Raw genomic sequence first — 25221 nt, forward strand, 5'->3', positions numbered from 1 at the left:
TTATAGACATTACATCAAAAAGGCTTCTTTTGAAGGGCCAATTAAATAGAGCTCGTGCATCGCGCGGGTTAGAGCGACATATAGGAGCTTGCGGTCAATTGGATTGTCGTAATAGGGTACATCAAATGACGTGATAATGACGGCATCAAACTCGAGCCCCTTTGCTAAATGGCTTGGCACAACGAGTAGCTTTTGCTGATCAATGGCCGAATTTTCGTCTAATATTTGCGCAGGAAAATCGGCTTTTTCAAGCTGTTTCACGATCGATTTTGCTTCTTTGGTCGTTTTGCAAATGAGTGCAATGGAATGGTGGTTGTTCGCTTTAATTTGCTCGACGATTTGGTTGATTGTCTGGACTTGTAACGCTTGTTGCGCGATAAACTCAGGGGGCTTACCGTGACGAACAACAGGCTCAACAAGTGGTAAGTTTTCCTCCATTTGTAGTAGGATTTCATTGGCTACTTGCATAATTTCAATCGTTGTTCGGTAACTTTTTTGCAGTGTAGCATAGGTTGCGCGTGGGAATAAATCGAGCACGGGCTGCCAATCGGTTAATGAACGGTAGCTATGGATTCCTTGTGCTAAATCGCCAACCATTGTAAACATATCTGTTTCAAGCCCTGCCTTTAATGCTGCAAGCTGGAAGTAGCTGTAGTCCTGTACCTCATCAATGAATACGACACGCATTTTCCATGGATCCTCTATACCTTTTACCTTTGCCTGTAAATAATAGAGCGAGGCTAAATCTTCTAATGCCCAGCTTTCCTTTTTATGTGCTTGTAGAAAGCTTTCTGTTTCATTTTGGTCCCATTCAGGTGCAATTTCATATAGTAATTCACGGTTCGTCACGATATCGCGGTATAGTGTTTTCACTTTTGCCTTTGTGAATTTTTTCATATAACGACTTGCCGTTGTTTTGGCTTCTTGCTTAATTTTTGGGATGCGTACATCGCGTTCGTCGATCATTTTGGTTACGGTAAGTCGGCGTTTTTCTGCGTCGCGCATGCCGTTTAGTGCTCGACCGATTGCTTCCTCATAACGCGAGTTTAATTTTGTTAATACTGCGGTTGTTTTCCGCTTTACTTCGGTTTGGATGATCTTTTTGATTCGTTCAAGGCGTTTTTCGATCGGCATATATTGAAATTCGACTAAAAACAACTTTTTCAAATGCTCGCCTTTCATAATACGATATTTTTCGATAAAGACATCATCAAAAAGTGTGGCCAATTGTTCTTCATACCGCTGTAAATAGCGCTGCATCATCAGTTCGTAAAAGGGGCTACCCTTCATTTTAGAAATATGCAAATCATCGAAATTGGTAGTGATGTTCTCGACGATTTTTTCGAGCTGTTCATTTGGATTCGTGAGCTTTAATTTCAAATGTAAGGCATTTTGTACATAATCGGCATAGGTGGTTTGGCATATTTTATCCACGCCAAGCTCTGGTAGTACATCCCCAATGTATTCGATAAATAAATTATTCGGTGCTAGAATCATGAGTTGTTCGGCATTAAAATGTTCGCCCATTGTATATAAAAAATACGAAATTCGGTGAAGAGCAATGGTTGTTTTTCCTGAACCAGCCGCCCCTTGTACGAGAATCGGTTGGCGGAGGTGCGCACGAATAATCTCGTTTTGCTCTTTTTGAATGGTCGACACGATTTCGGTTAAACGAACATCTGCCTTTCCTTCGAGCGCTTCTTGTAACAATTCATCGTTTGTTGTTAAATCGACGTCTCGGTAATCGAGAAGCTCGGCTTGCTCAATTTTATATTGGCGTTTGGCGAATAGATGCCCAGCCTGTTCGTCGCCGCGTACATCATACGTTATATCACCAAGTCGACCATCATAATACACGTTTGCGACAGGAGAACGCCAATCGACGATAATCGGCTCATGTGTTTCGTTATGAAATAGAGATGTTTTTCCAATATAAAGGAATTCCTCTGGCTCACCTTCACGCTGAAAATGGATGCGCGCGAAATAGGGTTTTTGACGAATCGCCTCTAAGCCTTCCTTTTGATCGCGTGCTAGTTCGAAAAAACGCGTGTTCATTAGAATATTTAAGAAACTATCACTCGAGTCGAGATATTCCACGTTTGACATCGCTGTTTTAATGTTAGCCTGTGCATTTTCAATATCGCTTTTGGAGCTATGTAAAATGCGGTCCATATACGCAACAGTGTCATTAAGTCGCTTTTGCTCCTGCTTGAAATCCTTTAGCTGCAAATGTTGTTCCATCGTTTGTCGTTCCCCCAATCACCTTATAAAGTCAGATTATTATCGTATCAAAAATATGGATAGATATTCAAGTAGTGCTCTAAAAATGAATTGGGATTTCAATGTTGGTTTGTATGAAAAGTTATTTTAGAGGTAAAAAGAATTAGGGGAATTATTAACTCATAACGAGCATTTTACAATACAAAATTTGGAACCAAGTGCATGTATCTAATAAAGTCCGTTCTGCTACGTTACGGGAGGCCAACATGATGTTGGTCACGAATGCGTTGCCACACAATGTGGCGTTTTTAGCATTTGTTCCACTGTTTCTGGGGGCGTGGCTTCAACTAACTCATTTGTGCCTCTTACGGTGGCACAAATGAGTGGATTTTCCGCACACGCTTGATCCCCTAGAAGTCGCCCCCTTCACTTCGCGCCACTCTAACATCAAACTAAAGTTGGTTTTTATTACATTGTTTTTTAATAAAGTTTGTTAATTCAATGCTGTTATTGAAGAAAAGTCTAAGGATATTTTTCTTTGACGCAATAAAAGAAGCTAATTTTATTGCTGTAGCTAACTTTTATTCAAAGATACAATAAAGTATACAGCGTAATATTTATTTCATCACCGCCGCCTCGCGAAAGCGCAAGCGGCTACATTTTACGCACTTAACTTTACTGGAAAAAGTAACATTTTTGTTTGGCGGGCCTTGCATGCGGCATTAAAGACAGTAGTATGGGCACGTACCACGTGGCCACAATGCTGTCGTGCCGTAGCCCGCCAAAAATAAATTACACTGTATTAAATCCAATTTTTGTTAGTGAACTTACTCAATGTTAGTTTCAATTGATTTTATTTACATTTCATTTTACTTTTGTAAACTATCTAGTATTAAGGTAAGCTAGATTTATATAATAGGCGCTTTATTAAAAAAGGTGTGTAACAAAATTAGCATTCAATTTTTGGGGGTTACTAATGAATAAGCAGTTAGACGAAGTTCAATACGCGCGTGCATTTGCGATGTTTGCCGTATTGTTTGTGCATTTTAGTTCGACAGGTTTAGGGGGGGTTACTCCTGAATCAAGTACGTTTTATATATACTCGGCATTCAATACAATAGGGAAGATTGGGGTGCCCGTATTTTTCTTTTTAAGTGGCTTGGTGCTGCTATATAGCTATAACAAAAGGCCGTTTACAAAGGAAACCATCCTGCAATTTTACAAGAAGCGTTTGAAATATATAATTGTTCCTTATATCGTCATTTCGACTTTTTATTTTGTTGTAAGTACAGTAAAATATAGTAGTTTTACATCTGTACCAGCATTTTTGACGGATTTAGGTGAAGCGTTATTATGGGGAAAAGCCTATACGCATTTGTATTTCTTATTTGTACTTTTACAGTTTTATTTAATTTTCCCGTTCATATTGTATTTCTTTAAGAAAGTGAAGGTTCGTGTTTCAGTTGTGCTAATTGTTTCGCTAGCTTTGCAGTTTACTTGGTTTTATGTGAACAAAAATTATGTACAAGTGGAAGCACGTGGTTCGTACTTTATGTCGTATTTACCGTTCTTTTTAGTAGGTGCTGCGATGGGGGCCAATTATGCGCAACTCGATCAATGGTGGCAAACGAACCGAAAAAAAATGACTGCGTTTATTGTGACACTGTTTGCAAGTGCAGCTGTGAGTTTGATTGTGGTGGATATTTGGACACGTGCGGGTACATTGGATAACTATTTACCGTCTACCCCGTATCGTTCGTATATTTTTGATGGACTATGGGTACTTTTAGGGCTAGCAGGTAGCTTGTTTACGTTATGGTTAGGGAAAGTGGTGATGGCACTGGACTATGCGCCATTACAGCATTTCTTAAATCGATTAGCTCAATTGTCGTTTGGTATTTATTTGATTCACCCATTTTTCTTACTATATTTCCGCGATTGGTTACCAAGTTCAACACCGCTCGTATTCCATGGTTGGCAGTTGTTTACCGCAATTGCGATTACCGGCATTTGTTGGGTACTGACGAGTTGGTTAAGTAAGTGGAAAGCTAGTTGGATTATTATCGGTAAATAAACGAAAAGCCTGCTACATGCTCGAATCGAGTTGTAGTAGGCTTTTTATTAATAACAAAACATCATTCCACGCGATTTGGCACGAAATGTGGCTGTCTGCTGGCTAAATTTGTAGGATAGGGGTTCACCATTTTGCGACATGCTCCTCGATACAACCAAGCATTTGCTGGATTTGTAGTGTTGTGCCGTCTTCAAGTCGAATGATGCCGTCATAATAGCCGACCATTTGATGCACGGATGACAAAATGACTCTCGCGTTAGTATTTGCGACGCGTTCGAAAAAGGGTGTGAATGTTAAATTAATTTGGTCACTAAATTTTGAACGAATTGTCCACGGATTCATAAAGTTCGAGCGGTCATATTCGAAGCGAACATCTTCGTGAATTTTAGTCATAATTCCATCAATAAAAATGGCGTTTTCCGTCATGCCGGTGCCGTCCGTCCATTGCCCGCCAAAGTTTAAGCCGATGCGTTGACCGCGAACAAGTTGTGATGCCATTCCCCAATTCCAAGTTGCCTCACGTGGCCAAATACCACGTCCGTAATCGAGTACTGCGAAGCTTTCTTCAGGAGAAAAGGTAAAGCGGCGTCCACCAATTTTCACGATGCCAGACGTTGGCAATGTATGATGCTTTGCCGTAAATTGAAATGTTTGGCGATTCCACGGGATGACGACGTTTAAGGATTCATCATCTTGTGGATGCTCAATCGTTAATTCGGCATGCAAGTGCTCGCCATCAAAATTCGGTGAAATGACCGTTAAATGTGTTACGCCGTTGTAGTAAGTTAGCTGGATAGTCATTTCACTAGTTTTGTAGCTGACGGTTTCTAATACTTGTGTTGGCATTTTTACTTTTGTGCCAAGTGGTATCACGATTGTTTTTTCGAAATAGCGCTGTGTTTCGTATTCAAGGAAATAGACGAAGCAAACCGCAGCGTAATCTAAATGGCTAATCGTTGCGGAAAATAAGATTTCCTCGCCATAAACACACCAATAATTCCACTTTTTCTTACGCATAAAATGGCCAGATAAGTTGCAATCAATAATTGGCTGTCGTGCAAATCCAATTGCCTCTGGATTTAAATTCCCTTTTTTATCGCAAAGAGCTGTTGGAAGTACTATTTCTCTTTCTGCGTGCTGCCTCATATAAACTCCCCCTATACAAAGAAAATACCGTTGAACCTGGGCACAATGTTTCGAACGAGCCCGGAAAGTGTCCTTAAACTGATTGTATCAAACATTTAAGAAAACAGGGCATTTTCACACTTCTTTCATATAACGTACATATTCGAAAAAAGTTTGTCATACGTTGTAAAAAAAGAAATGAGGCCAAATGCAAATGCTTTATTATAATCGCCAAGCTGCGGTCGATTATGCAAATTTTTGGTGGGATAAATACAATCCAAGATTTCCAACGTTTGAGGTGGATTGTACAAACTTCATATCGCAATGCCTCTATGCAGGGGGAGCACCGATGCGCGGCTTTTCGGATCGTGCGCAGGGCTGGTGGATGATTGGTAATCCTGAGCGCTGGAGCTATAGCTGGTCGGTAGCACACGCACTGCGATGGTATTTAGAAACGTCGAAAAAAGGGCTTATAGCAACTCGTGTTTATTCGATTGATGAGCTTGAGATAGGCGATCTTATTTTTTATGATTTTGCAGGGGATGGACGGATTGACCATAGTACGATTGTTACGCGGATTGAAAATGGGATTCCGTACGTTAATGCACACACGATGAATAGCAAAAATCGAGAATATTCATATGAAGACTCTTCGGCCTATACCCCATTAATCGAGTATTATTTCTTTCACATTAGCGATACGTTTCCCTTATAAACTCTCTATATAATAATGAAAAATGATGATAAGATAGAGCTAGTATACGAAGGAGGATTTGTCGATGACAGTATCAGTAAAACAAGCTATTTTAGAGCGCCGTTCAATTAAAAAATTTAATGGACAACTTGTTGAAAAACAAGCGGTTCTACAAATTTTAGATGATGCAAAATGGGCACCAAATCACGGCAACCGTCAACCTTGGCGCGTTGTTGTAGCAACTGATGAAAAATTAGCTCAAGTACATGAGTTATTACGCGATTTAGCGATTCCAAAATGGCAAGAGCTTTCAGAGGAGACGCTTGCTACGCAAATGCAAAAATTCACGCTTGCGGGGGCATATGCTTTTGTATTAGTAACAGAAGATATGCGTCAAAAAGAGCGTCTAGAAGATTATGCAGCGGTCTCTTGTTACTTACAAAACGCACAGTTACTAGCTTGGGAACAAGGAATCGGTACATGCTGGAAAACGCCAGGCTTCTTAGATAACCCAAAATTCCGCGAAGCATTACAAGCAAAAGAAAATGAACGTGTCATTGCGATGTTCCAATTCGGTTATTTCGATGAAGCAACACCAGCAAAACCACGTAAAGAATTAGCTGATTTCGTTACAGAATTCGGCGCATAAAATCAAAATGGAATTCGTAAAATGCTACGAATTCCATTTTTTTATTTTTAGTGAGAAGGGATAGAAGAAAAGTTGGTATCTTTTTTGTAGTGGGAAAAGTGTAATACAAAACTTTTGGAGGGATGTATATGTTTCGAAATGAACCAAAACAAACGGTTGATGTCGTCTATACAAAACAAGAATTGCTCAATAAACTCCAGGAATTACGTAAACCACGAGAAATGGTAGACCGCAATAAAATTTATATTGTCACGAAAAATGTAAATGAGTTTCATTCGTTATCGAGGGATAGTCAAATTGAGTTGGTAACGACACATGGAATCTGTAGCTTTATAAAAACATTATTGACGAAAGAAACGCCAATCGAAAATGTATTACGTCGCATGAATTTATCGCATAATGATCGCATTGAGTACGAGGCTGTTATTCGCAGTGGGGGAATGGTGCTTGTCTCGGGAACAGATCCATTCCATGAAGAGGAGTGGACGGGGCATACGCTGACGAAATGGATTACAAATCGCTCGAATTCATCGAATATCATTTTGCATGATGTAAAAAAAGAGCGCGTCGTTCCGTATGAGCCAAAGCCACAATTGTACTTTTTGCCTTCGAAGGGCGTAGCAGGCGATTTTGGTCCTGCAGATGAAGTATTAGCGTCTTCAAATGCCGAAGTGCCATTACGAGACAATCAACGCCTCGTTCGCGATCCAAAAACACGAGAATTAGGCGTGTATCAAGGGCCACATAAATAGCATAACGTGAATCTTTGCTAGGTGGGCATCTTACTGTCCGTTAATGCGAGATAAAGTGTGAAACCGAGCCATTGGAATAATCATGTGCTCGGTTTTAAATGTCTAAAGAAGGTAAAATCATACAATTTGTAGAATATTGTCTCATTAAAGAGGTGAATTGTTATGGATAAAGTCATTGGTTCAGTGCAGGAGGCTGTTCAGCAAATAGAGGATGGTGCAGTGCTGTTAGTTGGCGGATTTGGGCTTTGCGGCATTCCTGAAAATCTAATTCAAGCACTAAAAGACAAGGGTATAAAGGATTTAACTGTTGTGAGTAATAACTGCGGTGTGGATGATTTTGGATTAGGTGTGCTACTTGAACAGAAACAAATCTCAAAAATGATTGCTTCGTATGTAGGAGAAAATAAAAGGTTCGAGCAACAGTTTTTAAGTGGAGAATTAGAGGTAGAGCTTACACCCCAAGGCACTTTGGCAGAGCGTATTCGTGCTGGTGGGGCTGGGATTCCAGCATTTTATACGGCTACGGGGGTTGGAACGCCCATCGCACAAGGAAAAGAAACGAAGCAATTTGATGGTAAAACGTATTTATTAGAACGAGCGATTACAGGAGATTTTGCATTAGTGAAAGCATGGAAGGCGGATAGAGCAGGGAATTTAGTGTTTCGTAAAACATCACGTAATTTCAATCCGCTTGTAGCAACTGCGGGGCGAGTGACGATTGTTGAAGTGGAGGAGCTTGTGGAAATCGGCGAGCTTGAACCGGATGAAATTCATTTACCGGGTATTTATGTACAACATCTTGTGCATAGCCCATCCTTTGAGAAACGCATTGAACGTCGCACGATAAGGGAGGAGAGCTAATGGACGCTCGAAAAAAAATTATTCAACGTGCTGTTCAAGAAATTCAACATGGGATGTATGTCAATTTAGGCATTGGCATGCCAACGTTAATTGCGAATGAAATTCCAGCCCATTATGATGTGATGCTGCAATCTGAAAATGGATTATTAGGGATTGGCCCGTACCCAACAGAACAGGAAATCGACGCGGATTTAATTAATGCGGGAAAAGAAACGGTAACTGTAAAAAAAGGAGCTGCATTTTTTGATAGCGCCGAAAGCTTTGCAATGATTCGCGGTGGTCATATTGATGTCGCAATTTTAGGTGGGATGGAAGTTTCGCAAAAGGGTGATTTAGCCAATTGGATGATTCCCGGTAAAGTCGTAAAGGGGATGGGCGGTGCGATGGACTTAGTCGTTGGTGCGAAAAAGGTCATTGTCATTATGGAGCATGCAAATAAGTATGGGGAATCCAAAGTGAAGCGTGAATGTACGCTCCCACTAACTGGGCTGGGGGTTGTTCATCGACTGATTACTGATTTAGCGGTGTTTGATTTTGAGGATGGTGTCATGCGGCTTGTTGAATTGCAGGATGGTGTGACGCTTGAGGAAGTAAGGGAAAAGACGGAAGCGCAGTTTGAAGTTAAGATTACTAACTGCTACTAATGGGGTACTTCACTAGATGCGTTGGTTGATATGGAAGAGTTGAATTTTTATTCGTCATTATTCATTTTGTTGGTAGTTTTGAATTTTCTTTATATTTCAAAACTACATAAAATCACAACGTTTACTACTTTTATTAATGATATATTCATATTATATGTATAAAATAATGCATATAAAATTCTGAAAATTCGAATTTAATGTTTTGATATTGAATATTTATACACTAAGGGTTAAAATGAATTATCGCTTATTTGATAATCATTAAATTAGTTATCAAAAAGTTGCAAATTATATTGTGAGGTCCTATCAAATGGCAAATTGGTTAGATTTATATAAAGAAATGGGCGATTATTTAGCGCCTAGTATGGCAAAGGATCATCCAAATCTTCCGGTAGTTAAAGAAGAAGGTTGTTATTACTGGGGAGCGGATGGCAAGAAATATTTAGATTTTACATCAGGTATTGCTGTGACAAACACAGGTCACCGTCATCCAAAAGTTGTGCAAGCAATTAAAGACGCAGCAGATGAATTAGTGCATGGTCCATCAGGGGTGATTATGTACGAATCCATTTTAAAATTATCGGAAGAGCTTGGCGAAGTGTTACCGGGTGATTTAGATTGCTTCTTCTTTGCGAACAGTGGTACGGAGGCAATTGAAGGCTCATTAAAATTAGCGAAATTCGTAACGGAGCGTCCATATGTGATTTCATTTACAGGTTGTTTCCATGGTCGTTCGATGGGTGCGCTTGGTGTGACAACTTCAAAAGCGAAATATCGTAAATTTTTACAGCCATCGCATCTTTCGTACCAAATTCCGTATGCAGATGTAAAAGCGGCTCCAGCGGGTGTGGATGCAGAAAGCTATGTTGTAGAAAAACTTGAAAAAGATTTCAAAAAGCTATTCAAGCACCAAGTAACACCTGAAGAAGTAGCAGCGGTGATTTTAGAACCTATTTTAGGTGAAGGTGGCTATATCATCCCACCAAAAGCTTGGGTGAAAAAAATCCGTGAAATTTGTGACCAACATGGCATCTTATTAATTTTTGATGAAGTGCAAACAGGCTTCGGTCGTACAGGTGAATGGTTCGCTGCACAGTACTTCGATGTAACGCCGGACATTATGGCCATTGCTAAAGGCATTGCATCAGGCTTACCACTTTCAGCTACAGTTGCCTCAAAACAATTAATGCAAAAATGGCCGATTGGTTCACATGGTACAACATTCGGTGGCAACCCAATCGCCTGTTCTGTAGCACGTACAACATTAGAAATTTTCCACGAAGAAAACTTAGTAGAAAATTCTCGCGTAGTCGGTGCATATGCCCGCGAACAGTTGTTAAAAATGAAAGAAAAATATTCAATTATTAGCGACGTGCGTTCAGCTGGTTTAATGATTGGAATTGAACTATCAGATCCAACTACAGGTGAGGTTTCTGGTGAAGCAGTAGGGAAAGTATTAGATTACGCACTTGAAGAAGGCGTTCTGTTCTATCTATGTGGTAATGAAGGCGAAGTTATTCGTATGATCCCACCACTTACAGTAACAAAACAACAAATTGACGACGGCTTACAAATGTTAGACAAAGCCATCGAACGATATTTACAAGAACAACTAATAAAAGGAGAGAAATAACATGAACAAAAAGTGGCTATTAGCAATTTTAACAACACTTGTCATTGCAGTATTAGCAGCATGTGGTACTTCAAAAGACGACAAAGAAACATCAGGTAGTGCAGGTGAAGGTTCAACAGATAGCAAGAAAACGTTAATCGTAGGTACATCAGCAGACTACGCACCATTCGAATACGTAGACACTGCAACAAGCGATGAAATTATCGGTTTCGATATTGATTTAATCAAAACAATTGGTGACAAATTAGGCTATGAAATTGAAGTGCAAAACATGGACTTCAACTCACTTATTACAGCATTACAAGCGAAAAAATTCGACGTAGTCATCTCAGGTATGACACCAACAGAAGAGCGTGACAAAGTAGTAGACTTCACAATTCCTTACTATGAAACAGAACAATATTTAATTTTTGATAAAGAAAAAGGCTACACAACTCCTGCTGATGTAGCAGGTGGTGTGGTAGGTGCGCAAGTTTCTTCTATCCAAGAAGATTTAGCGAAAGTATTAGGGGAAGAACATGGCTTTAAAGTAGAAAGCCGTAATTTAATTCCTGAGTTAATCCAAGAATTAAAAACAGGTCGTTTTGATGCTGCAGTAATTGAAAATATCGTTTCTGAAAACTACTTATCGAAAAATGATGATTTAGCAGCATTCCCAATCGAGGTAGAAGAGCCAGATTATAAATCAATCGTATTACAAGAAGGTAGCGAATTAAAAGCAGAGTTCGATAAAGCAATCGAAGAATTAACTGCTGACGGTACAATTGAAAAATTAAAGAAAAAATGGTTTGTTGTTGAATAATAGCAAGTAACAACCAAGAGGCACGAACTTTAGCTTGGTCTGGAAGAAAAATTAACGTCATTCAGCTGTTAACGTTGAATGACGTTTCTCACGTTTTTTTAGAGAGAAAAACCGATAAGGATTTCTCTGCTAAAACAAATTCAATTAAAGAAAGGAGGGCTACGATGTTCAATTTTGATGCAGTCGTACCCTCTATCCCGTATATTTTTGAGGGGATAGGTATTACATTACAAATCGTTATCGGTGCGACGATTTTGGGGTTAGTTTTAGGTGTTTTATTGGCATTATGTAAAATCGGCAATGTGGCGCCACTTCGTTGGTTTGCGAGCTTTTATACTTCGATTTTCCGAGGAACGCCGTTAGTTCTTCAATTGATGTTAATTTACTATGCGGTTCCGCAAGTATTAGATATTAAAATTGATCCAATTCCAGCAGCGATTATCGCATTTGGCTTAAACTCAGGGGCCTATATTTCTGAAATTATCCGTGCCGGTATTAACGCCGTCGATAAAGGACAAATGGAAGCTGCGAAAGCACTTGGGATTCCATATTCAAAAATGATGAAAGACATCATTTTGCCGCAAGCAATGAAAAATATTTTACCATCGTTAATGAATGAATTTATTACGTTAAATAAGGAATCAGCCATCGTTACGGTAATCGGGGCAATGGACATTATGCGCCGTGCATACGTTGTAGGTGGTTCGACGTTTACGTACTTAGAGCCGTTACTAATTGCGGGCTTAATCTACTATGTAATGACATTGATATTATCATTCCTTGGCAGAACGCTAGAAAAGAGGATGAAACGCAGTGATTAAAATTGATAATCTGAAAAAATCATATGGCAAAAATGAAGTATTAAAGGGCATTTCAACTGAAATCAGTGAAAAAGAAGTAATTGCCATCATCGGTCCTTCAGGTTCAGGGAAATCAACGTTTTTACGCTGCATTAACCGCTTGGAAGAACCAACTGAAGGCGTAATTACAATTGCGGGTGTAGAAGTAACAGACAAAAATGTTATGAAGGTGCGCGAGGATTTAGGCATGGTGTTTCAGCACTTCCACCTCTTCCCACACAAAACGGTTTTAGAAAACTTAACATACGCACCCATTAACGTAAAAGGCGTGGCAAAGGACCAAGCTGTGAAATCAGCTGAAGAGCTGTTAACAAAGGTTGGGCTTTACGACAAGCGTAACGAGTATCCGAACCGTTTATCGGGTGGCCAAAAGCAGCGTGTGGCCATTGCGCGAGCACTAGCGATGAACCCAACAGCGATTCTATTCGATGAGCCAACGAGTGCACTTGACCCAGAAATGGTTAAAGAGGTTTTAGAGGTTATGAAATCTCTTGCTAAAGAGGGAATGACGATGCTAATTGTAACGCATGAAATGGGCTTTGCTCGTGAAGTAGCAGACCGCGTTCTGTTTTTAGATGGCGGCTATTTAGTGGAAGAAGCATCTCCGAAAGAATTCTTCTCAGCGCCAAAAACAGAGCGAGCAAAAGCGTTTTTAGAGAAAGTTTTATAATGATGAACACACCCGTAAAGAGAACTTGCGGGTGTTTTTTTGTTTAAAAAAACGAAGGCCTAGTTTAGGACCTTCGTTAAACTATTATTTCGGATACGTCTGGCATACACGCCCAACTTGCCCGTCTGTTAAGCGTACTTTAATGCCATGTGGGTGAAAGCTGCTGTTTGTTAGGAGGTCTTTTACTGTGCCACGCGTTGTGTTGCCAGTGCGTTGGTCTTTCTTTAACACGATATCTACCTCTAAACCAGCGTAAACATCGCTGCGATTTTTTCCGTTCATGTTCTTTGCTCCTTCATGCTCGTATGTTTTCCTAGTATAGCATGAACGTTCCATGAAGCGAAAAAGGTCCAGCTTATTTCGGCAAATGGTTTAAAAAATTTTCATAACAAAACCCGCGTACATCATCCTCACGATAATATTTCAGTAACTCATTTACTAAATTTTGATGCATGCCGGCATGTTCCAACCCTGGAATTTTGCTAGAGATGCCATCAAAGTCAGAGCCAAGCCCAATTAAATGCTTACCGCCAAGGGAGCTAATATGGTCGATATGCTTGATTAACTCACTCATATCCGCTTGCTCTGTGCCATTCACAAATTCAGGGAAGTAGACAACATGCATCGGCGCGTTTTTCGTAATCATTGCGCGGATTTGCTCGTCGGTTAAATTGCGTTCATGGTTGCATACAGATGTAGCATTTGAATGGGAGGCAATGACATAATCCGCATGCTCGAGCACATGCCAAAAGCTTTGTTCATGTAAGTGCGTCACATCGGTGAAAATTTTATGTGTATTATTGAGTTGAATAATTTCACGGCCAAAATCCGTTACACCGCGTCCCAATTTACTATATAAACCATCCGCTGCTTCGTTTGCAAAATTCCACGTTAAACCAATTGCAAGTACACCAAATTTGTAGAATTCATGCCAAAATTTGATGTTCCCACCAAAGAAATCAACACCCTCAATTGTTAAAAATGCCCCGATTTGCCCGGGCTGCAATGTATGGAAATCGTGCCATTGCTTCATGTGCACCATTTTCGGATGCGCCTCAATGAGCTGCTGAAAATATTCTGCTTGTTGATAAGCAGACTGAATTTTCCCCAGTGGTGATAAATCCGGGTTCACATAGATGGCAAATGCTTGTGCCATCACATTACCAGCTTGTAATTTTTCGTAATTAACGTCTAATGCTGGTGCATTCGTAAAGCTATCGTTTCGTTGGAATAAACGAAGTAGGGCATCACAATGTAAATCGATAATTGGTATTGCCATTTGAGCTCACCATCCCGTTGAATTTTCTTTCATTATAATGAATATGAAAATAATTTACAGAATATTTTTGTATAAACATGGTTCATTACTATATGTTGGGAGTGACATCATTTTACGTAAAATAGATGATCCAAACACTGAATTAAAATAGGTTTTTTAGGATTTCGCACGCAATTGCCATGATATCGCACGTAAATTCAGAAAATCGCACGTAACCAATTCTGACTCCCTCATGTTTCCGGAATGAGCCCAAAAAATGCCTCACGCTAGATGGAATTTCTAACGTGAGGCATGTGATTAAGCGTGATGCAGCCCGGCGAAAATGCCGTCTTTTGCAACAAGCTCCTCGTATGTGCCTTGCTCTTCGATGCCATTTGGTGTGACAACGAAAATATAATCAGCATCGCGAATCGTCGCTAAACGGTGCGCGATAATAAGCGTTGTACGATTTTTGGCTAAATCATTTAGAGATTGCTGGATGATGCGCTCGGTCGCTGTATCTAAAGCAGAGGTTGCTTCATCTAAAATTAAGATTGGTGGATTTTTTAAGAACATACGTGCAATTGCGAGACGTTGCTTTTGTCCACCTGATAATTTCAGCCCACGTTCACCGATTTGGGTTTCGAAGCCATCTGGTAAGTTTTCGATGAATTCGAGTAAGTTCGCTTGCTCGGCTGCGGCTTTAATTTCGTTAAAGTTAGCGCCAAGTTTCCCGTACTCAATATTTTCTCGAATGGTGCCGGTAAAGAGGAACACATCTTGCTGCACTGTCCCAATTTGCTTACGTAGAGAGCTTTGCGTTAAATCGCGGATATCATGCCCGTCGATTGTAATCGAGCCGTCTGTTACATCATAGAAGCGCGGAATAAGTGAGCTGATCGTTGTTTTCCCTGAACCCGATGGACCCACAAAGGCAATCGTTTTGCCGGCTTCAACATGGAATGAAAGATTGTTTAATACTTGTTTACTATCTGCGTAGTTGAAGCTAACATCGTTGAAGGCGATATTTCCATGTAAATGGTTCACTTCAATGGCATTTGGACGGTCTACAATGGTTGGCTCCAGATCGATTAAATCGCAGAAGCGTTTAAAGCCCGCCATACCTTTAGGATACATTTCAAGCAGCGCACTAATTTTGTCGATTGGTTTTATGAGCACATTCGTAAAGAGAATAAAGCTCGCAAATTCACCGTACGTTAGCTGCTTCGTATAAGAGAGCCAAGCCCCGACAACTAACACAACTAATGTTAAGAGGCGCGTTAAAATGTAAATGCTTGAGTGTGTACCCGCCATGACCTTGTAAGCATAGATTTTTGCTTTGCGGAATAAAGCATTTTGTTCCTTGAAACGCTTCTTCTCAAAATCCTCATTCGTAAAGGATTTGACAACGCGAATCCCTGAAAAGCTGTCCTCCACGCGGCCGTTGACGTTGGCAATTTCACTATACATCACCGTCCAGCCCTTTTTCATGCGCTGATTACTTAAATACATAACAGCAATTAAAAATGGAACGAACACTAAAATAAGCGTCGCCATTGTTGCGTTAATGTTATACATAATTGAAAATGCTCCGATAAAGGTCATAATCGCAATAAAGAAATCCTCAGGACCATGGTGCGCAAATTCGCCGATATCAAATAAATCATTCGTAATACGGCTCATTAAATGGCCCGTTTTCATATTATCGAAAAACGTATAAGGCTGACGCTGCACATGATTGAACAGCTGCTGACGCATATCGGTTTCGATATTGACGCCAAGCTTATGCCCTAAATAGTTGACGATATAGTTCATGACCGTGCTCAAAAGGTACGTGAAGAGTAGTAATGCACTGATTTTGGTAATCATACCCCAATCATTTGTTGGCAGCAGGTCATCGATAAATCGCTGTACCGCAACTGGGAATAGTAGCTCTAAAATGGCGACAAATACCGCACTTGAAAAATCGATTATAAATAAGCGTTTGTGTGGCTTATAGTATGTAAAAAATCTTTTTAGCATAGGTTGTCCTTTCTGTTAAGCAATGTTAACGGGGTGTCATTATTAGTGAAAATGATTCTTAATATGGATTATAGCATTTTTTCGAGGGGCGAAGGAATAGGGAGGAGAATATCTAGTTTTCGTACATAACGCACAGAGCGGACATTTTTAGATGGATAGCTGCATAATTTTTTCATAATTTTACTCTATACTAGAGGTTAAAGAGGGGGGATGATCTCCGATGAAGCGAATTTCAACAAAATTAGCCGTCTATTTTTTTCTAACGGTGTTCGTCATGCAATTATTGTTAATGTATTATCTCCATCACAGTATGATTACATCAAAGGTAAATGAAGAATATGAACGACTTTTAGCAAATGGCTCTAATCATCGCGATGTTCTTGTTGAAAATTATTCCGAATCCACGATGCATCATATTGTTTTGATGGAAATGGATAGTAATCGACAAGTGATCATTACCGATCGTGATGGTGAGGTCATAAAAAGCTCAGAAAACGATGCCCAAAAATTAAGCAATTACATGCCTGTCTTACCAACAACATTTTTAAAAAAGGATACCTTACTTGTTTCAGATTGGAAGAATGCCCCTTATATCATTAGTGTGCATCCCTTTCATATACATACGAATGACGAAAAGGGTTATGTTGTAATGCTTCAAAGCACACGCCCAATCGAACAATTAGTAAATCAACTAAATTTTCATTTTGGTATTGCCGGTGTCACAAGCGTATTTGTTTTACTTATTGCCTACCTCGTGTTATCCCAAATTTTAACGCGACCATTAATTCGGATGAAAGAAGCTACAGAAAAGATAAACGCTGGAGACTTTCAAGTAGAGCTACCAAAAGTGAAACAGGATGAGCTTGGTGAGTTATCACAGGCGATCCAAACGTTAGCCCGTGATTTAGAGCGACTAAAAAAAGAAAGAAATGAATTTCTTGCTGCCATCGCACATGAATTAAGCACCCCGTTAACCTATTTAATTGGTTATACAAAAGTCGCGATGAGACCTGAAATCCAAGAAGATGAAAGAAATCGTTATTTACGTATTTTAGTTGAAGAGTCTGAGCGTATGAAGGAGCTCGTAAAAAATTTAGTAGATTTAGCGAAAATGGATGAAAACTCATTTACCATTTCAAAAGAAAATTTTGAGGCAAAGGCATACTTTCAACAGTTAATAAACCTTGTCCGTCCTTCGTTTACATTAAAGGATTTAGAATTAACATTCATTTGTAATAAGGATGTTCAAATCTACGCAGACCCTTTGCGATTAGAGCAAATTTTTTTAAATTTACTAGACAATGCGAAGAAATATTCACCTTCGTATACACAGGTCACATTGTCTGTTTCAACAGAGCAAAATAAAACGATTATTTCAATTACTGATCAAGGCATCGGAATTCCTCCTGATGAAATCGACTATATTTTTGAAAAATTATATCGTGTAGAAAAGTCACGCTCTCGCTCACTCGGTGGATCAGGAATTGGACTTGCCGTTGTAAAAGAATTAGTCGAGGCACATGGAGGTACAATCGATGTGAAAAGTACTTTAGGAAAAGGAAGTACCTTCACAATCACCCTAAAAGGCGAGGTGGCGGAATGACGAAAACGATTTTATTAGTAGATGATGAACAGCGAATGCTCGATTTAATCGAACTGTTCCTCATGCCAGCTGGATTTAGATGTATCAAAAATAGAAATGGACAGGATGCGATTCACACTTTACAAAAGGAAAGTATTGACCTTGTCATTCTTGATGTGATGATGCCAATAATGGATGGTTGGGAACTTTGTAAAAAAATACGGATGTTTTCAAATGTGCCCATCATGATGCTGACAGCGAGGTCTGAAAAGCTAGACTTGGTGAAGGGGTTAAATACAGGGGCTGATGATTATATAACAAAGCCCTTCGATGAGCAGGAACTAATAGCAAGAGTGAATGCTTTGCTAAGACGGAGTAATCATGAACACACACCACAAAATATAGTTGTACATGGGAGCTTTGAATTGAATAAAGAAACGTTTTCGCTCCATTATGAGGCGTGCACGATTCGGCTAACATTGAAGGAATTTCTAATCATTGAAGCGCTTTTATCCCGTCCACAAAAAACATTTACACGTGAGGAACTCATGACGATTGCGTGGGAGTTCGATGCGTTCATCGATCAGCGCACGGTCGATTCACATATAAGAAATCTACGCGAAAAATTAAGGACGGCTGGTTTTCCAAGCGAGCAAATCATTAAAACCGTGTGGGGGATTGGTTATAAATGGGTGTAGATAGCACCGTAACCTTGTAGCGAATTGGATGAACAAAAATTCATTACCTTGTTATTTCTTCTAAATGGATCCCTGACCTAATAATAATGATGTCTGCACAGTATTTGCAAAATTCATGGTTACAATAAAAAAAGGCATTAAAAAATTACGAGGAGGACAATTATGAAGAAGAAACTAACGCTGGGATTCTTGACCATTGCTTTAACATTTACATTAGCCGCATGTGCCGAAGAAAAGAAAGAGCAAGGTACAGATAATACAGACAAAGAACATGCAAATATGGACCATTCAACGATGAATCATTCAAGTGATGGGGAACTACCTGAAGGCTTAGCAGAAGCTACGAACCCAACTTTCCCTGTGGGCACTACAGCGATGATGCATGCAGATCATATGGAAGGAATGGACGGGGTCAAAGCTACTGTGGTGGGAGCTTATAATACAACGGTTTATGCAGTTACGTATACGTCTACAACTACTGGAGAACTTGTAAAAAATCATAAATGGGTCATTCACGAAGAGCTTGAAAATCCAGGTGCAGCCTCTCTTGAACCAGGCACAGAGGTAACATTACGCGCGGATCATATGGAAGGGATGGACGGTGCAACGGCAGTTATTGACTCCGCCGAAAAAACAACGGTCTATATGGTGGACTACACTTCATCGACAGGAGAAAAAGTGACAAATCACAAGTGGGTAACAGAAAGTGAGTTAGCGGCTGAATAGAGCTTAACAAACGGAAAAACGAATAGCGAGTACAGCAAAAACGAGAAAATCCATACAATTCGTTCATGTACCACATGCGTAAGGAACCGATGAAGGTGAGAAAATAGAATATCAGGAACTATTAAAAATTCAGGCAAATGACGTCGATTAAGACGAGTTGGCTGAATTTTTTTGGTTTAGGGATTTTGGGGATTCATACAGATGCGGCATTGTTTGGCGCGAAAGGTGTTTTTCTATAATGACATCTTTATTTTTGAGGGAATAATAGTGGTAAACTAAATGAAACGATGAAAAAAAGGGTGTACGGATATGAATTTTTATATAGTAATGCAAGGAAAAACATATGAACAGGCAAAGGACGCGAACGTTGTTTGGTGCTCCATTTACGATAATAGCGGGCAGACACCGCATTCTTGGGAGCGCATGAACGAGGTAAAACAAGGTGATGCCATTTTCCATTGCGTAAAAGGCGAAATTGTCGCGATTAGTATTGCGCAAGAAGATTGCCGTAAAGGTGAGAATCCGTTCGATGAATCTAAACAAATTGGCAATCTATTCACTTCTGCATATGAACCATTAAATAGTTCAATTTCAATTAAAGCAAACTTTGAGCAAATCCAGCAGCTCTTACCAGTGAAATACTCCCCATTCCAACAAAATGGCGATGGCAACCAAGGCTTCTTATATCCTTGTAATGAAATGCTCGCGATTAAATTGTTAGAGCTTATAAGTGATGCGAATATTTATGAGGAAAATGAAGAACAGCTAGAATTTGCGATGGGGTTAATTGCACAAAAAGAACGCAATACATTAGCACCGATTTTATTTGAAACCGAGGCAGAGGCCAAGTTGAAAATTCGCAGGGGTCAGCAGAAATTCAAAAAGCAGCTGACTCCCTTATGAGACCATCATTGCGCGTTATGCGGCATCGAATTACCAGAGCTGTTAAAAGCAAGCCACTCCAAACCGTGGAAAGATTCGACCGATGAAGAACGACTTGATCCGTACAACGGCATTTTACTGTGCAGCAACCATGATACACTATACGACCGAGGCTATATTGCCTTTGATGGCACTGGGAAAATTCACATTTCACCGGAGCTGGCGAAAGCGGACTATAGTAAGTACGGCATTCATGAAAAAATGCGCGTAAACCGTGTGGAGGAGAATAAGAAATATTTTAAGTGGCATAAGCGGGAGATTTTTAGAGGATGAGGGAGAGCGTTTTCGCCAATAGTAGCGTTATCTCTCGCTCAGGAGATAGGGATTAACAATGCTTCGAATTTTTGGGGCAGCGGTTATCGTTATAATTATTGAAACTTTCCTGTAAAGGGTGGTTTAAATTTGAGATTACTTAAAGGATTTATTATTAGCTTTTTATTCATAATAGCAGGCTGTAATGATGAGGGGGAAAGGGTAATGGCACATCAATCAGGTGAATTGCTTCAAGCGGTTGAAGCGAACAATCTTGAAAAAGTACAGGACATTTTAAAAGATGCATCTTATCCAATTAATGAAACGAATAAAAATGATGAAACACCGTTGTTAATTGCTACACATGAAAATTATATTGAAATTGCAAAAGCGCTAATTAATGCAGGGGCAGATGTTAACCAACAAGACAGGATTCAAGATAGCCCTTATTTATATGCAGGTGCACAAGGAAAAACAGAAATTTTAGCTTATATACTTGAAAATGCAACACCCAATCACCAGGTGTACAATCGATATGGGGGCAATGCATTAATCCCAGCTGCTGAAAAGGGCCATTTAGCTAATGTAAAGTTACTTTTAGCGGATGGAAAAATGGATATAGATCATCAAAATAACTTTGGCTATACAGCTTTAATTGAAGCAGTCGCATTAACAGATGGTTCAAAAGTATATCAGCAAATTGTACAGGAGTTGCTAGCTTACAATGCAAACAAAGAGCTTCGTGATGACAATGGTCTGACGGCATTGGACTATGCTAAAGATAGAGGATATACAGAGATGATTGAGTTGTTGGAGCAGTAAAACTATTCTTAAAGCTATTGGTACTTTAATTGAATATGGCACAATAAGATAACTCTTTTTCGTATATTATTAGTTAACAATTTAGGCGTATTGATCTACTAGATCAAGCGTTTTTTTTATTGTCGGCCTTTCTTGAGAGAATATAGGATAATGTTAATCGATAAATTCATATGTATGAATTTATTTCATAACATATTGTATTTCGGTTTGGGATATACTATATTATTCACAGTAATGAAATTTAGGGGAGTGAAGTGATGAATATAGGAATGGAAATAAAGAAATTGAGAACTGAAAAAGGAATTACGTTGAAAGAGTTAAGTGAAAAAAGCGAATTATCTGTTGGATTTCTATCTCAATTAGAAAGAGGGCTTACTACCATAGCAGTTGACTCACTTGAAAAACTAGCTGCTATTTTGGAGGTACATTTAACACACTTTTTTGATTATCCACTCAAAAAGAAAGAGTTGGTTTTAAGAAGTTATGAACAAGAAATAATGGATTCCGTAGAAGGCGGCTTTATTAAGTATAGTTTAAGTTCAAATATGGAAAATAAACAGCTTGTTCCAAGGCTTATTGAAATTCTTCCTCAAAAGAAGGATGAAGAAATCGTATCCTATACGCATGAGGGGGAAGAGTTCGTTTATGTTTTAGAGGGAATCTTAACCGTTTACCTCAATGGTATAAGGCATGAAGTATATCCAGGTGATAGTGTTCATATGGACTCAACTATTTCCCACAATTGGGCTAATTATACGAATAAAAACGTAAAGCTAATCGCGATTAATACGCCTAATTATATGTATAACAGAGGCTGATTTAGCAAGGACATTATAGAAAGTGATACTAACAATGGATAAATTCATATTATTTGTAATTGGTTCTTTTTTTGTCATTGGTGCGATTGATTATATTACCGGAAGTCATTTGAAGCTGGGTGGGAAATTTGAGGAAGGTATAAAGACCATGGGAGCTTTAGGGCTAGGCATGATCGGGATAATTTCTTTAGTACCTATTTTTACCGACTTTTTATCTGCTGTGATTATTCCAATCTGTCGCGTTTTTGGTTTAGATCCCTCTATCGTTCCAGCAGCATTTTTAGCTGTAGACATGGGCGGCTATCAGATGGCTAGTCAGCTAGCATCGACAGAGGAAATGGGTGCATTTTCAGGAATTATCATTGCCTCTACGTTAGGAGCCACAATTAGTTTTTCAATACCAGTCGCGTTAGGGATGCTTTCAAAAGAGGATGAAGGCTATTTTTCTAAGGGTGTGCTAGTTGGAATTATTACTATCCCAATAGGATGTCTAGCAGCGGGCTTATGGCAAAAAATCGATATCAATCTATTAGTGTTAAATCTGATACCTATCTTTGTTTTTGCCATTATTTTAGGGGTAGGATTATTAAAAGTTCCACATGTTTTTATAAAAGTTTTTAATGTATTTGGGAAGCTTATCGTATGTCTGAGTATTATTGGGTTACTTTTACAAGGCATAGATGTGATATTTGGTGTAAGGCTTGTATCAGGATTAGCACCACTAGCTGAATCTACAGTGATAGTGGCCAAGATTGCAATTGTTTTAGGTGGCGCATATCCGATGCTAGCATTTATTAATCGAATTTTTAAAAATAGTTTTGAGAAAATAGGGCAAAGATTTGGGATTAATTCAGTATCAGTAGCAGGCATTTTAGGAAGTTTAGCTAGTAATTTATTAATATTTGGAACTTTCAAGGAAATGAATCCTAAAGGAAAAGTAGTAGCTACTGCATTTGGGGTGAGTGGCGCATTTGTATTTGGTGGCCAACTTGGGTTTGTGTCTGGAGTAGCACCAGACATGATAGGCGCATTTATCATATCAAAGCTTACAGCAGGAATCATTAGTATCGTGCTAGCTATCTGGTTGTACGACCGTGAACATAAACAAATTAGACTTAAGGATAATGGGGGAATTCGTAATGAATAGTAGAGATAGAGTCGAAAAGTTAAGACAGCTAATGAAAGAAAATCAAATGGATGCTTATATCATTCCTAGTTTTGATGCACATCAGAGTGAATATGTAGCGGAGCATTGGAAGGGTAGACAATGGCTATCAGGGTTTACAGGATCTGCAGGTACGGTAGTGATTACATTAGAGGATGCTGGGCTATGGACAGATGGTAGATACTATATTCAAGCAGAAAAGCAGCTTGAGGGCTCAGGAATCAAATTATTTAGAATGATGGATCCTGGGGTGCCTTTTTATTCAGAGTGGCTTGCAAATGTTCTGAATGAAGGGAATATTGTAGGCTTTGATGGAAATGTTTTTTCAACTACTATGGTTAAAAGAATGGAAGCCGATCTAAAGGCCAAGAAAATCACATTAAAAATAGATCAAGATTTAATTGGTGAACTGTGGGAAGACAGACCGGAGATTCCGAAAGAACCATTATTCACGCATGACGTAAACTATGCGGGCAAATCACGCGTAGAAAAATTAAATGAAGTAAGACAAGAAATGAAAAATAAGGGAGCCAATTATTATATTTTAACTTCCCTTGATGACATTGCATGGCTGTTGAATATAAGAGGAAAAGATGTGCCGAACAGTCCAGTTGTTATAGCGAATGTCATCGTAGCAGAACATACATGTTATTTATTTATTGATTCTTGCAAAGTTCCAGCTTCAGTTAAAGTAGAACTAGAGGCTGAAGGGATCGAGTTAAAAGCAAATGATGAAATACAACCATTTTTAGAAAGTCTTTCAGGCGATGATGCTGTTATGTTAGATTCTACTAGAACGAATATTCGACTATACAATGCCATTAACAGTGAGGCAAAGAAAATTGTAAGTCCTAACATCACGACTGATTTAAAGGCTATTAAAAATGATGTGGAAATAAAAAATTTAAAAGCGTGTGAAATTAAAGATGGTTTAGCCATGGTGAAGTTTATAAAATGGCTAAAGGACTCTGTAGCGAAAGAAGAAATTACAGAGATTGCTGCAGAAGAAAAATTAGAAAATTTCAGAAGTGAGCAGGAAGGATTTGTTGGACCTAGCTTCGATACAATAGCAGGCTATAAAGAACATGCTGCGATGATGCATTATAAAGCCAATAAAGAAACCCAACATACGCTTAAGGCTGAGGGACTGTTTTTAATTGATTCAGGTGGTCAGTATTATGATGGAACAACAGATATTACAAGAACGCTTGTTTTAGGAAAGCTTACCGATGAACAAAAAAGAGATTACACTTTGGTGTTAAAAGGATTCATTGCCTTAAGCGCGGTGAAATTTTTACACGGAGCAACTGGCTCAAATTTAGATGTTTTGGCAAGACAGCCGATTTGGCAGTACGGTATTGACTATAAATGTGGGACAGGCCATGGGGTAGGCTTCTTCTTGAATGTTCATGAAGGACCACAAAGCATAAGAAATGATTCGAACAATGTGACCTTAGAAAAGGGCATGATTATTACGAATGAACCAGGAATCTATCTTGAAGGAAAGCACGGCATTCGAATTGAAAATATGATGCTAGTAGCTGAAGTCGAAAAAACAGAGTTCGGTCAATTTATGAACTTCGAAGCCATCACGTATTGCCCAATTGATTTAGCGGGTATTGATAAAGGTATGTTAACAGATGGCGAAAAGCAATGGTTAAACAACTATCATCAAGAGGTATACACAAAGCTAGCCCCTCATTTAAATGAAGAGGAACGCGTGTGGCTAAGAGAAGAAACTAAGGAAATCTAAAAAGGCATTGCTGAATATAAATGGTATTTTTCGTCTTATATCATAGACGGAATTGAAGATACTAAAAAGTGATGTTTACATGCCAGAATCTGAACGTATACATAAGCGCTTCTACGATGGAATTTCCATTAGTAGAAGCACTTTTGTTGTTGGAGTGTCGGTTAACTAGTTTTAGTTTAGATTAAATGGTTGTCTGTAT

At 39.1% G+C, this 25221-nt stretch carries 22 protein-coding genes and 1 pseudogene; 18 read left to right on the plus strand and 5 right to left on the minus strand.

All coding sequences use genetic code 11. The features are described from left to right. Window positions 1-9: 9 nt before the first annotated feature. Window positions 10-2241: an RNA polymerase recycling motor HelD gene (helD, locus tag LZ480_RS00595; RefSeq protein ID WP_241367391.1), complete on the minus strand. Its 2232-nt coding sequence runs from the start codon at window positions 2239-2241 to the stop codon at window positions 10-12. 955 nt (window positions 2242-3196) lie between these two features. Here helD and LZ480_RS00600 point away from each other — a divergent pair. Further along, entirely contained in the window at window positions 3197-4294 is a 1098-nt protein-coding gene (locus tag LZ480_RS00600; RefSeq protein ID WP_241367392.1) for an acyltransferase, read from the plus strand. A gap of 123 nt (window positions 4295-4417) precedes the next feature. Here LZ480_RS00600 and LZ480_RS00605 read toward each other — a convergent pair whose 3' ends face one another. Beyond that, window positions 4418-5440 carry a DUF2804 domain-containing protein gene (locus LZ480_RS00605; RefSeq protein WP_241367393.1) on the minus strand — a complete coding sequence of 341 codons (1023 nt, stop codon included), beginning with the start codon at window positions 5438-5440 and terminating at the stop codon, window positions 4418-4420. A gap of 193 nt (window positions 5441-5633) precedes the next feature. Between LZ480_RS00605 and LZ480_RS00610 the strand changes: the two genes are divergently transcribed. From LZ480_RS00610 to LZ480_RS00650, 9 genes are all read left to right on the plus strand, one after another. Next, the gene (locus LZ480_RS00610; RefSeq protein WP_241367394.1) at window positions 5634-6134 is read left to right on the plus strand and encodes an amidase domain-containing protein; all 501 of its coding nucleotides are present in this window, start codon (window positions 5634-5636) and stop codon (window positions 6132-6134) included. 64 nt (window positions 6135-6198) lie between these two features. Next, window positions 6199-6762 (plus strand): nitroreductase family protein, encoded by a 564-nt coding sequence (locus LZ480_RS00615; RefSeq protein WP_241367395.1) that lies wholly within the window; start codon window positions 6199-6201, stop codon window positions 6760-6762. A gap of 128 nt (window positions 6763-6890) precedes the next feature. After that, the gene (locus LZ480_RS00620; protein ID WP_241367396.1) at window positions 6891-7514 is read left to right on the plus strand and encodes a general stress protein; all 624 of its coding nucleotides are present in this window, start codon (window positions 6891-6893) and stop codon (window positions 7512-7514) included. A gap of 162 nt (window positions 7515-7676) precedes the next feature. Beyond that, a complete protein-coding gene (locus LZ480_RS00625; protein WP_241367397.1) occupies window positions 7677-8375 on the plus strand; it encodes a CoA transferase subunit A in 699 nt (232 codons plus the stop codon). Further along, window positions 8375-9019 (plus strand): 3-oxoacid CoA-transferase subunit B, encoded by a 645-nt coding sequence (locus tag LZ480_RS00630; protein ID WP_241367398.1) that lies wholly within the window; start codon window positions 8375-8377, stop codon window positions 9017-9019. Before LZ480_RS00625 ends, LZ480_RS00630 begins: the two co-directional genes overlap by 1 nt. A 310-nt stretch (window positions 9020-9329) precedes the next feature. Then, a complete protein-coding gene (locus LZ480_RS00635; RefSeq protein WP_241367399.1) occupies window positions 9330-10652 on the plus strand; it encodes an aspartate aminotransferase family protein in 1323 nt (440 codons plus the stop codon). Between the two features lies 1 nt (window position 10653). Next, entirely contained in the window at window positions 10654-11454 is an 801-nt protein-coding gene (locus LZ480_RS00640; RefSeq protein ID WP_241367400.1) for a transporter substrate-binding domain-containing protein, read from the plus strand. Between the two features lie 164 nt (window positions 11455-11618). Beyond that, window positions 11619-12275, plus strand: coding sequence for an amino acid ABC transporter permease (locus LZ480_RS00645; protein ID WP_241367401.1), 657 nt, complete (start codon window positions 11619-11621; stop codon window positions 12273-12275). Then, window positions 12268-12984 (plus strand): amino acid ABC transporter ATP-binding protein, encoded by a 717-nt coding sequence (locus LZ480_RS00650; RefSeq protein WP_241367402.1) that lies wholly within the window; start codon window positions 12268-12270, stop codon window positions 12982-12984. The genes LZ480_RS00645 and LZ480_RS00650 overlap by 8 nt, the downstream gene beginning before the upstream one ends. Window positions 12985-13068: 84 nt before the next feature. On the opposite strand, the gene LZ480_RS00655 is transcribed toward LZ480_RS00650, so the two are convergent. The 3 genes from LZ480_RS00655 to LZ480_RS00665 form a co-directional block, all read right to left on the minus strand. Next, window positions 13069-13266, minus strand: a complete 198-nt coding sequence (locus tag LZ480_RS00655; RefSeq protein ID WP_241367403.1) for a YwbE family protein — start codon at window positions 13264-13266, stop codon at window positions 13069-13071. A 73-nt stretch (window positions 13267-13339) separates the two neighbouring features. Next, window positions 13340-14263: a dipeptidase gene (locus tag LZ480_RS00660; RefSeq protein ID WP_241367404.1), complete on the minus strand. Its 924-nt coding sequence runs from the start codon at window positions 14261-14263 to the stop codon at window positions 13340-13342. A gap of 297 nt (window positions 14264-14560) precedes the next feature. Continuing rightward, entirely contained in the window at window positions 14561-16264 is a 1704-nt protein-coding gene (locus LZ480_RS00665; protein WP_241367405.1) for an ABC transporter ATP-binding protein, read from the minus strand. 220 nt (window positions 16265-16484) lie between these two features. On the opposite strand from LZ480_RS00665, the gene LZ480_RS00670 reads away from it, so the two are divergent. The 8 genes and pseudogenes from LZ480_RS00670 to LZ480_RS00705 all read left to right on the plus strand — a co-directional run bounded on the left by LZ480_RS00670 (window position 16485) and on the right by LZ480_RS00705 (window position 25022). Then, on the plus strand, window positions 16485-17867 hold the full coding sequence (locus tag LZ480_RS00670) for a sensor histidine kinase (RefSeq protein WP_241367406.1): 1383 nt from the start codon (window positions 16485-16487) through the stop codon (window positions 17865-17867). Further along, window positions 17864-18544 (plus strand): response regulator transcription factor, encoded by a 681-nt coding sequence (locus LZ480_RS00675; RefSeq protein ID WP_241367407.1) that lies wholly within the window; start codon window positions 17864-17866, stop codon window positions 18542-18544. The genes LZ480_RS00670 and LZ480_RS00675 overlap by 4 nt, the downstream gene beginning before the upstream one ends. Before the next feature lie 159 nt (window positions 18545-18703). Then, entirely contained in the window at window positions 18704-19270 is a 567-nt protein-coding gene (locus LZ480_RS00680; protein WP_241368636.1) for a YdhK family protein, read from the plus strand. 309 nt (window positions 19271-19579) lie between these two features. Beyond that, window positions 19580-20485, plus strand: a pseudogene (locus tag LZ480_RS00685) (HNH endonuclease). 204 nt (window positions 20486-20689) lie between these two features. After that, window positions 20690-21286: an ankyrin repeat domain-containing protein gene (locus LZ480_RS00690; protein ID WP_241367408.1), complete on the plus strand. Its 597-nt coding sequence runs from the start codon at window positions 20690-20692 to the stop codon at window positions 21284-21286. 257 nt (window positions 21287-21543) lie between these two features. Further along, on the plus strand, window positions 21544-22104 hold the full coding sequence (locus LZ480_RS00695) for a helix-turn-helix domain-containing protein (RefSeq protein ID WP_241367409.1): 561 nt from the start codon (window positions 21544-21546) through the stop codon (window positions 22102-22104). Between the two features lie 34 nt (window positions 22105-22138). Further along, entirely contained in the window at window positions 22139-23251 is a 1113-nt protein-coding gene (gene eutH, locus LZ480_RS00700; RefSeq protein ID WP_241367410.1) for an ethanolamine utilization protein EutH, read from the plus strand. After that, the gene (locus tag LZ480_RS00705) at window positions 23244-25022 is read left to right on the plus strand and encodes an aminopeptidase P family protein (RefSeq protein WP_241367411.1); all 1779 of its coding nucleotides are present in this window, start codon (window positions 23244-23246) and stop codon (window positions 25020-25022) included. The genes eutH and LZ480_RS00705 overlap by 8 nt, the downstream gene beginning before the upstream one ends. Window positions 25023-25221: the final 199 nt, after the last annotated feature.

Origin of the sequence: Solibacillus palustris (assembly GCF_022549215.1) — a bacterium.
Lineage (GTDB): Bacteria > Bacillota > Bacilli > Bacillales_A > Planococcaceae > Solibacillus > Solibacillus daqui.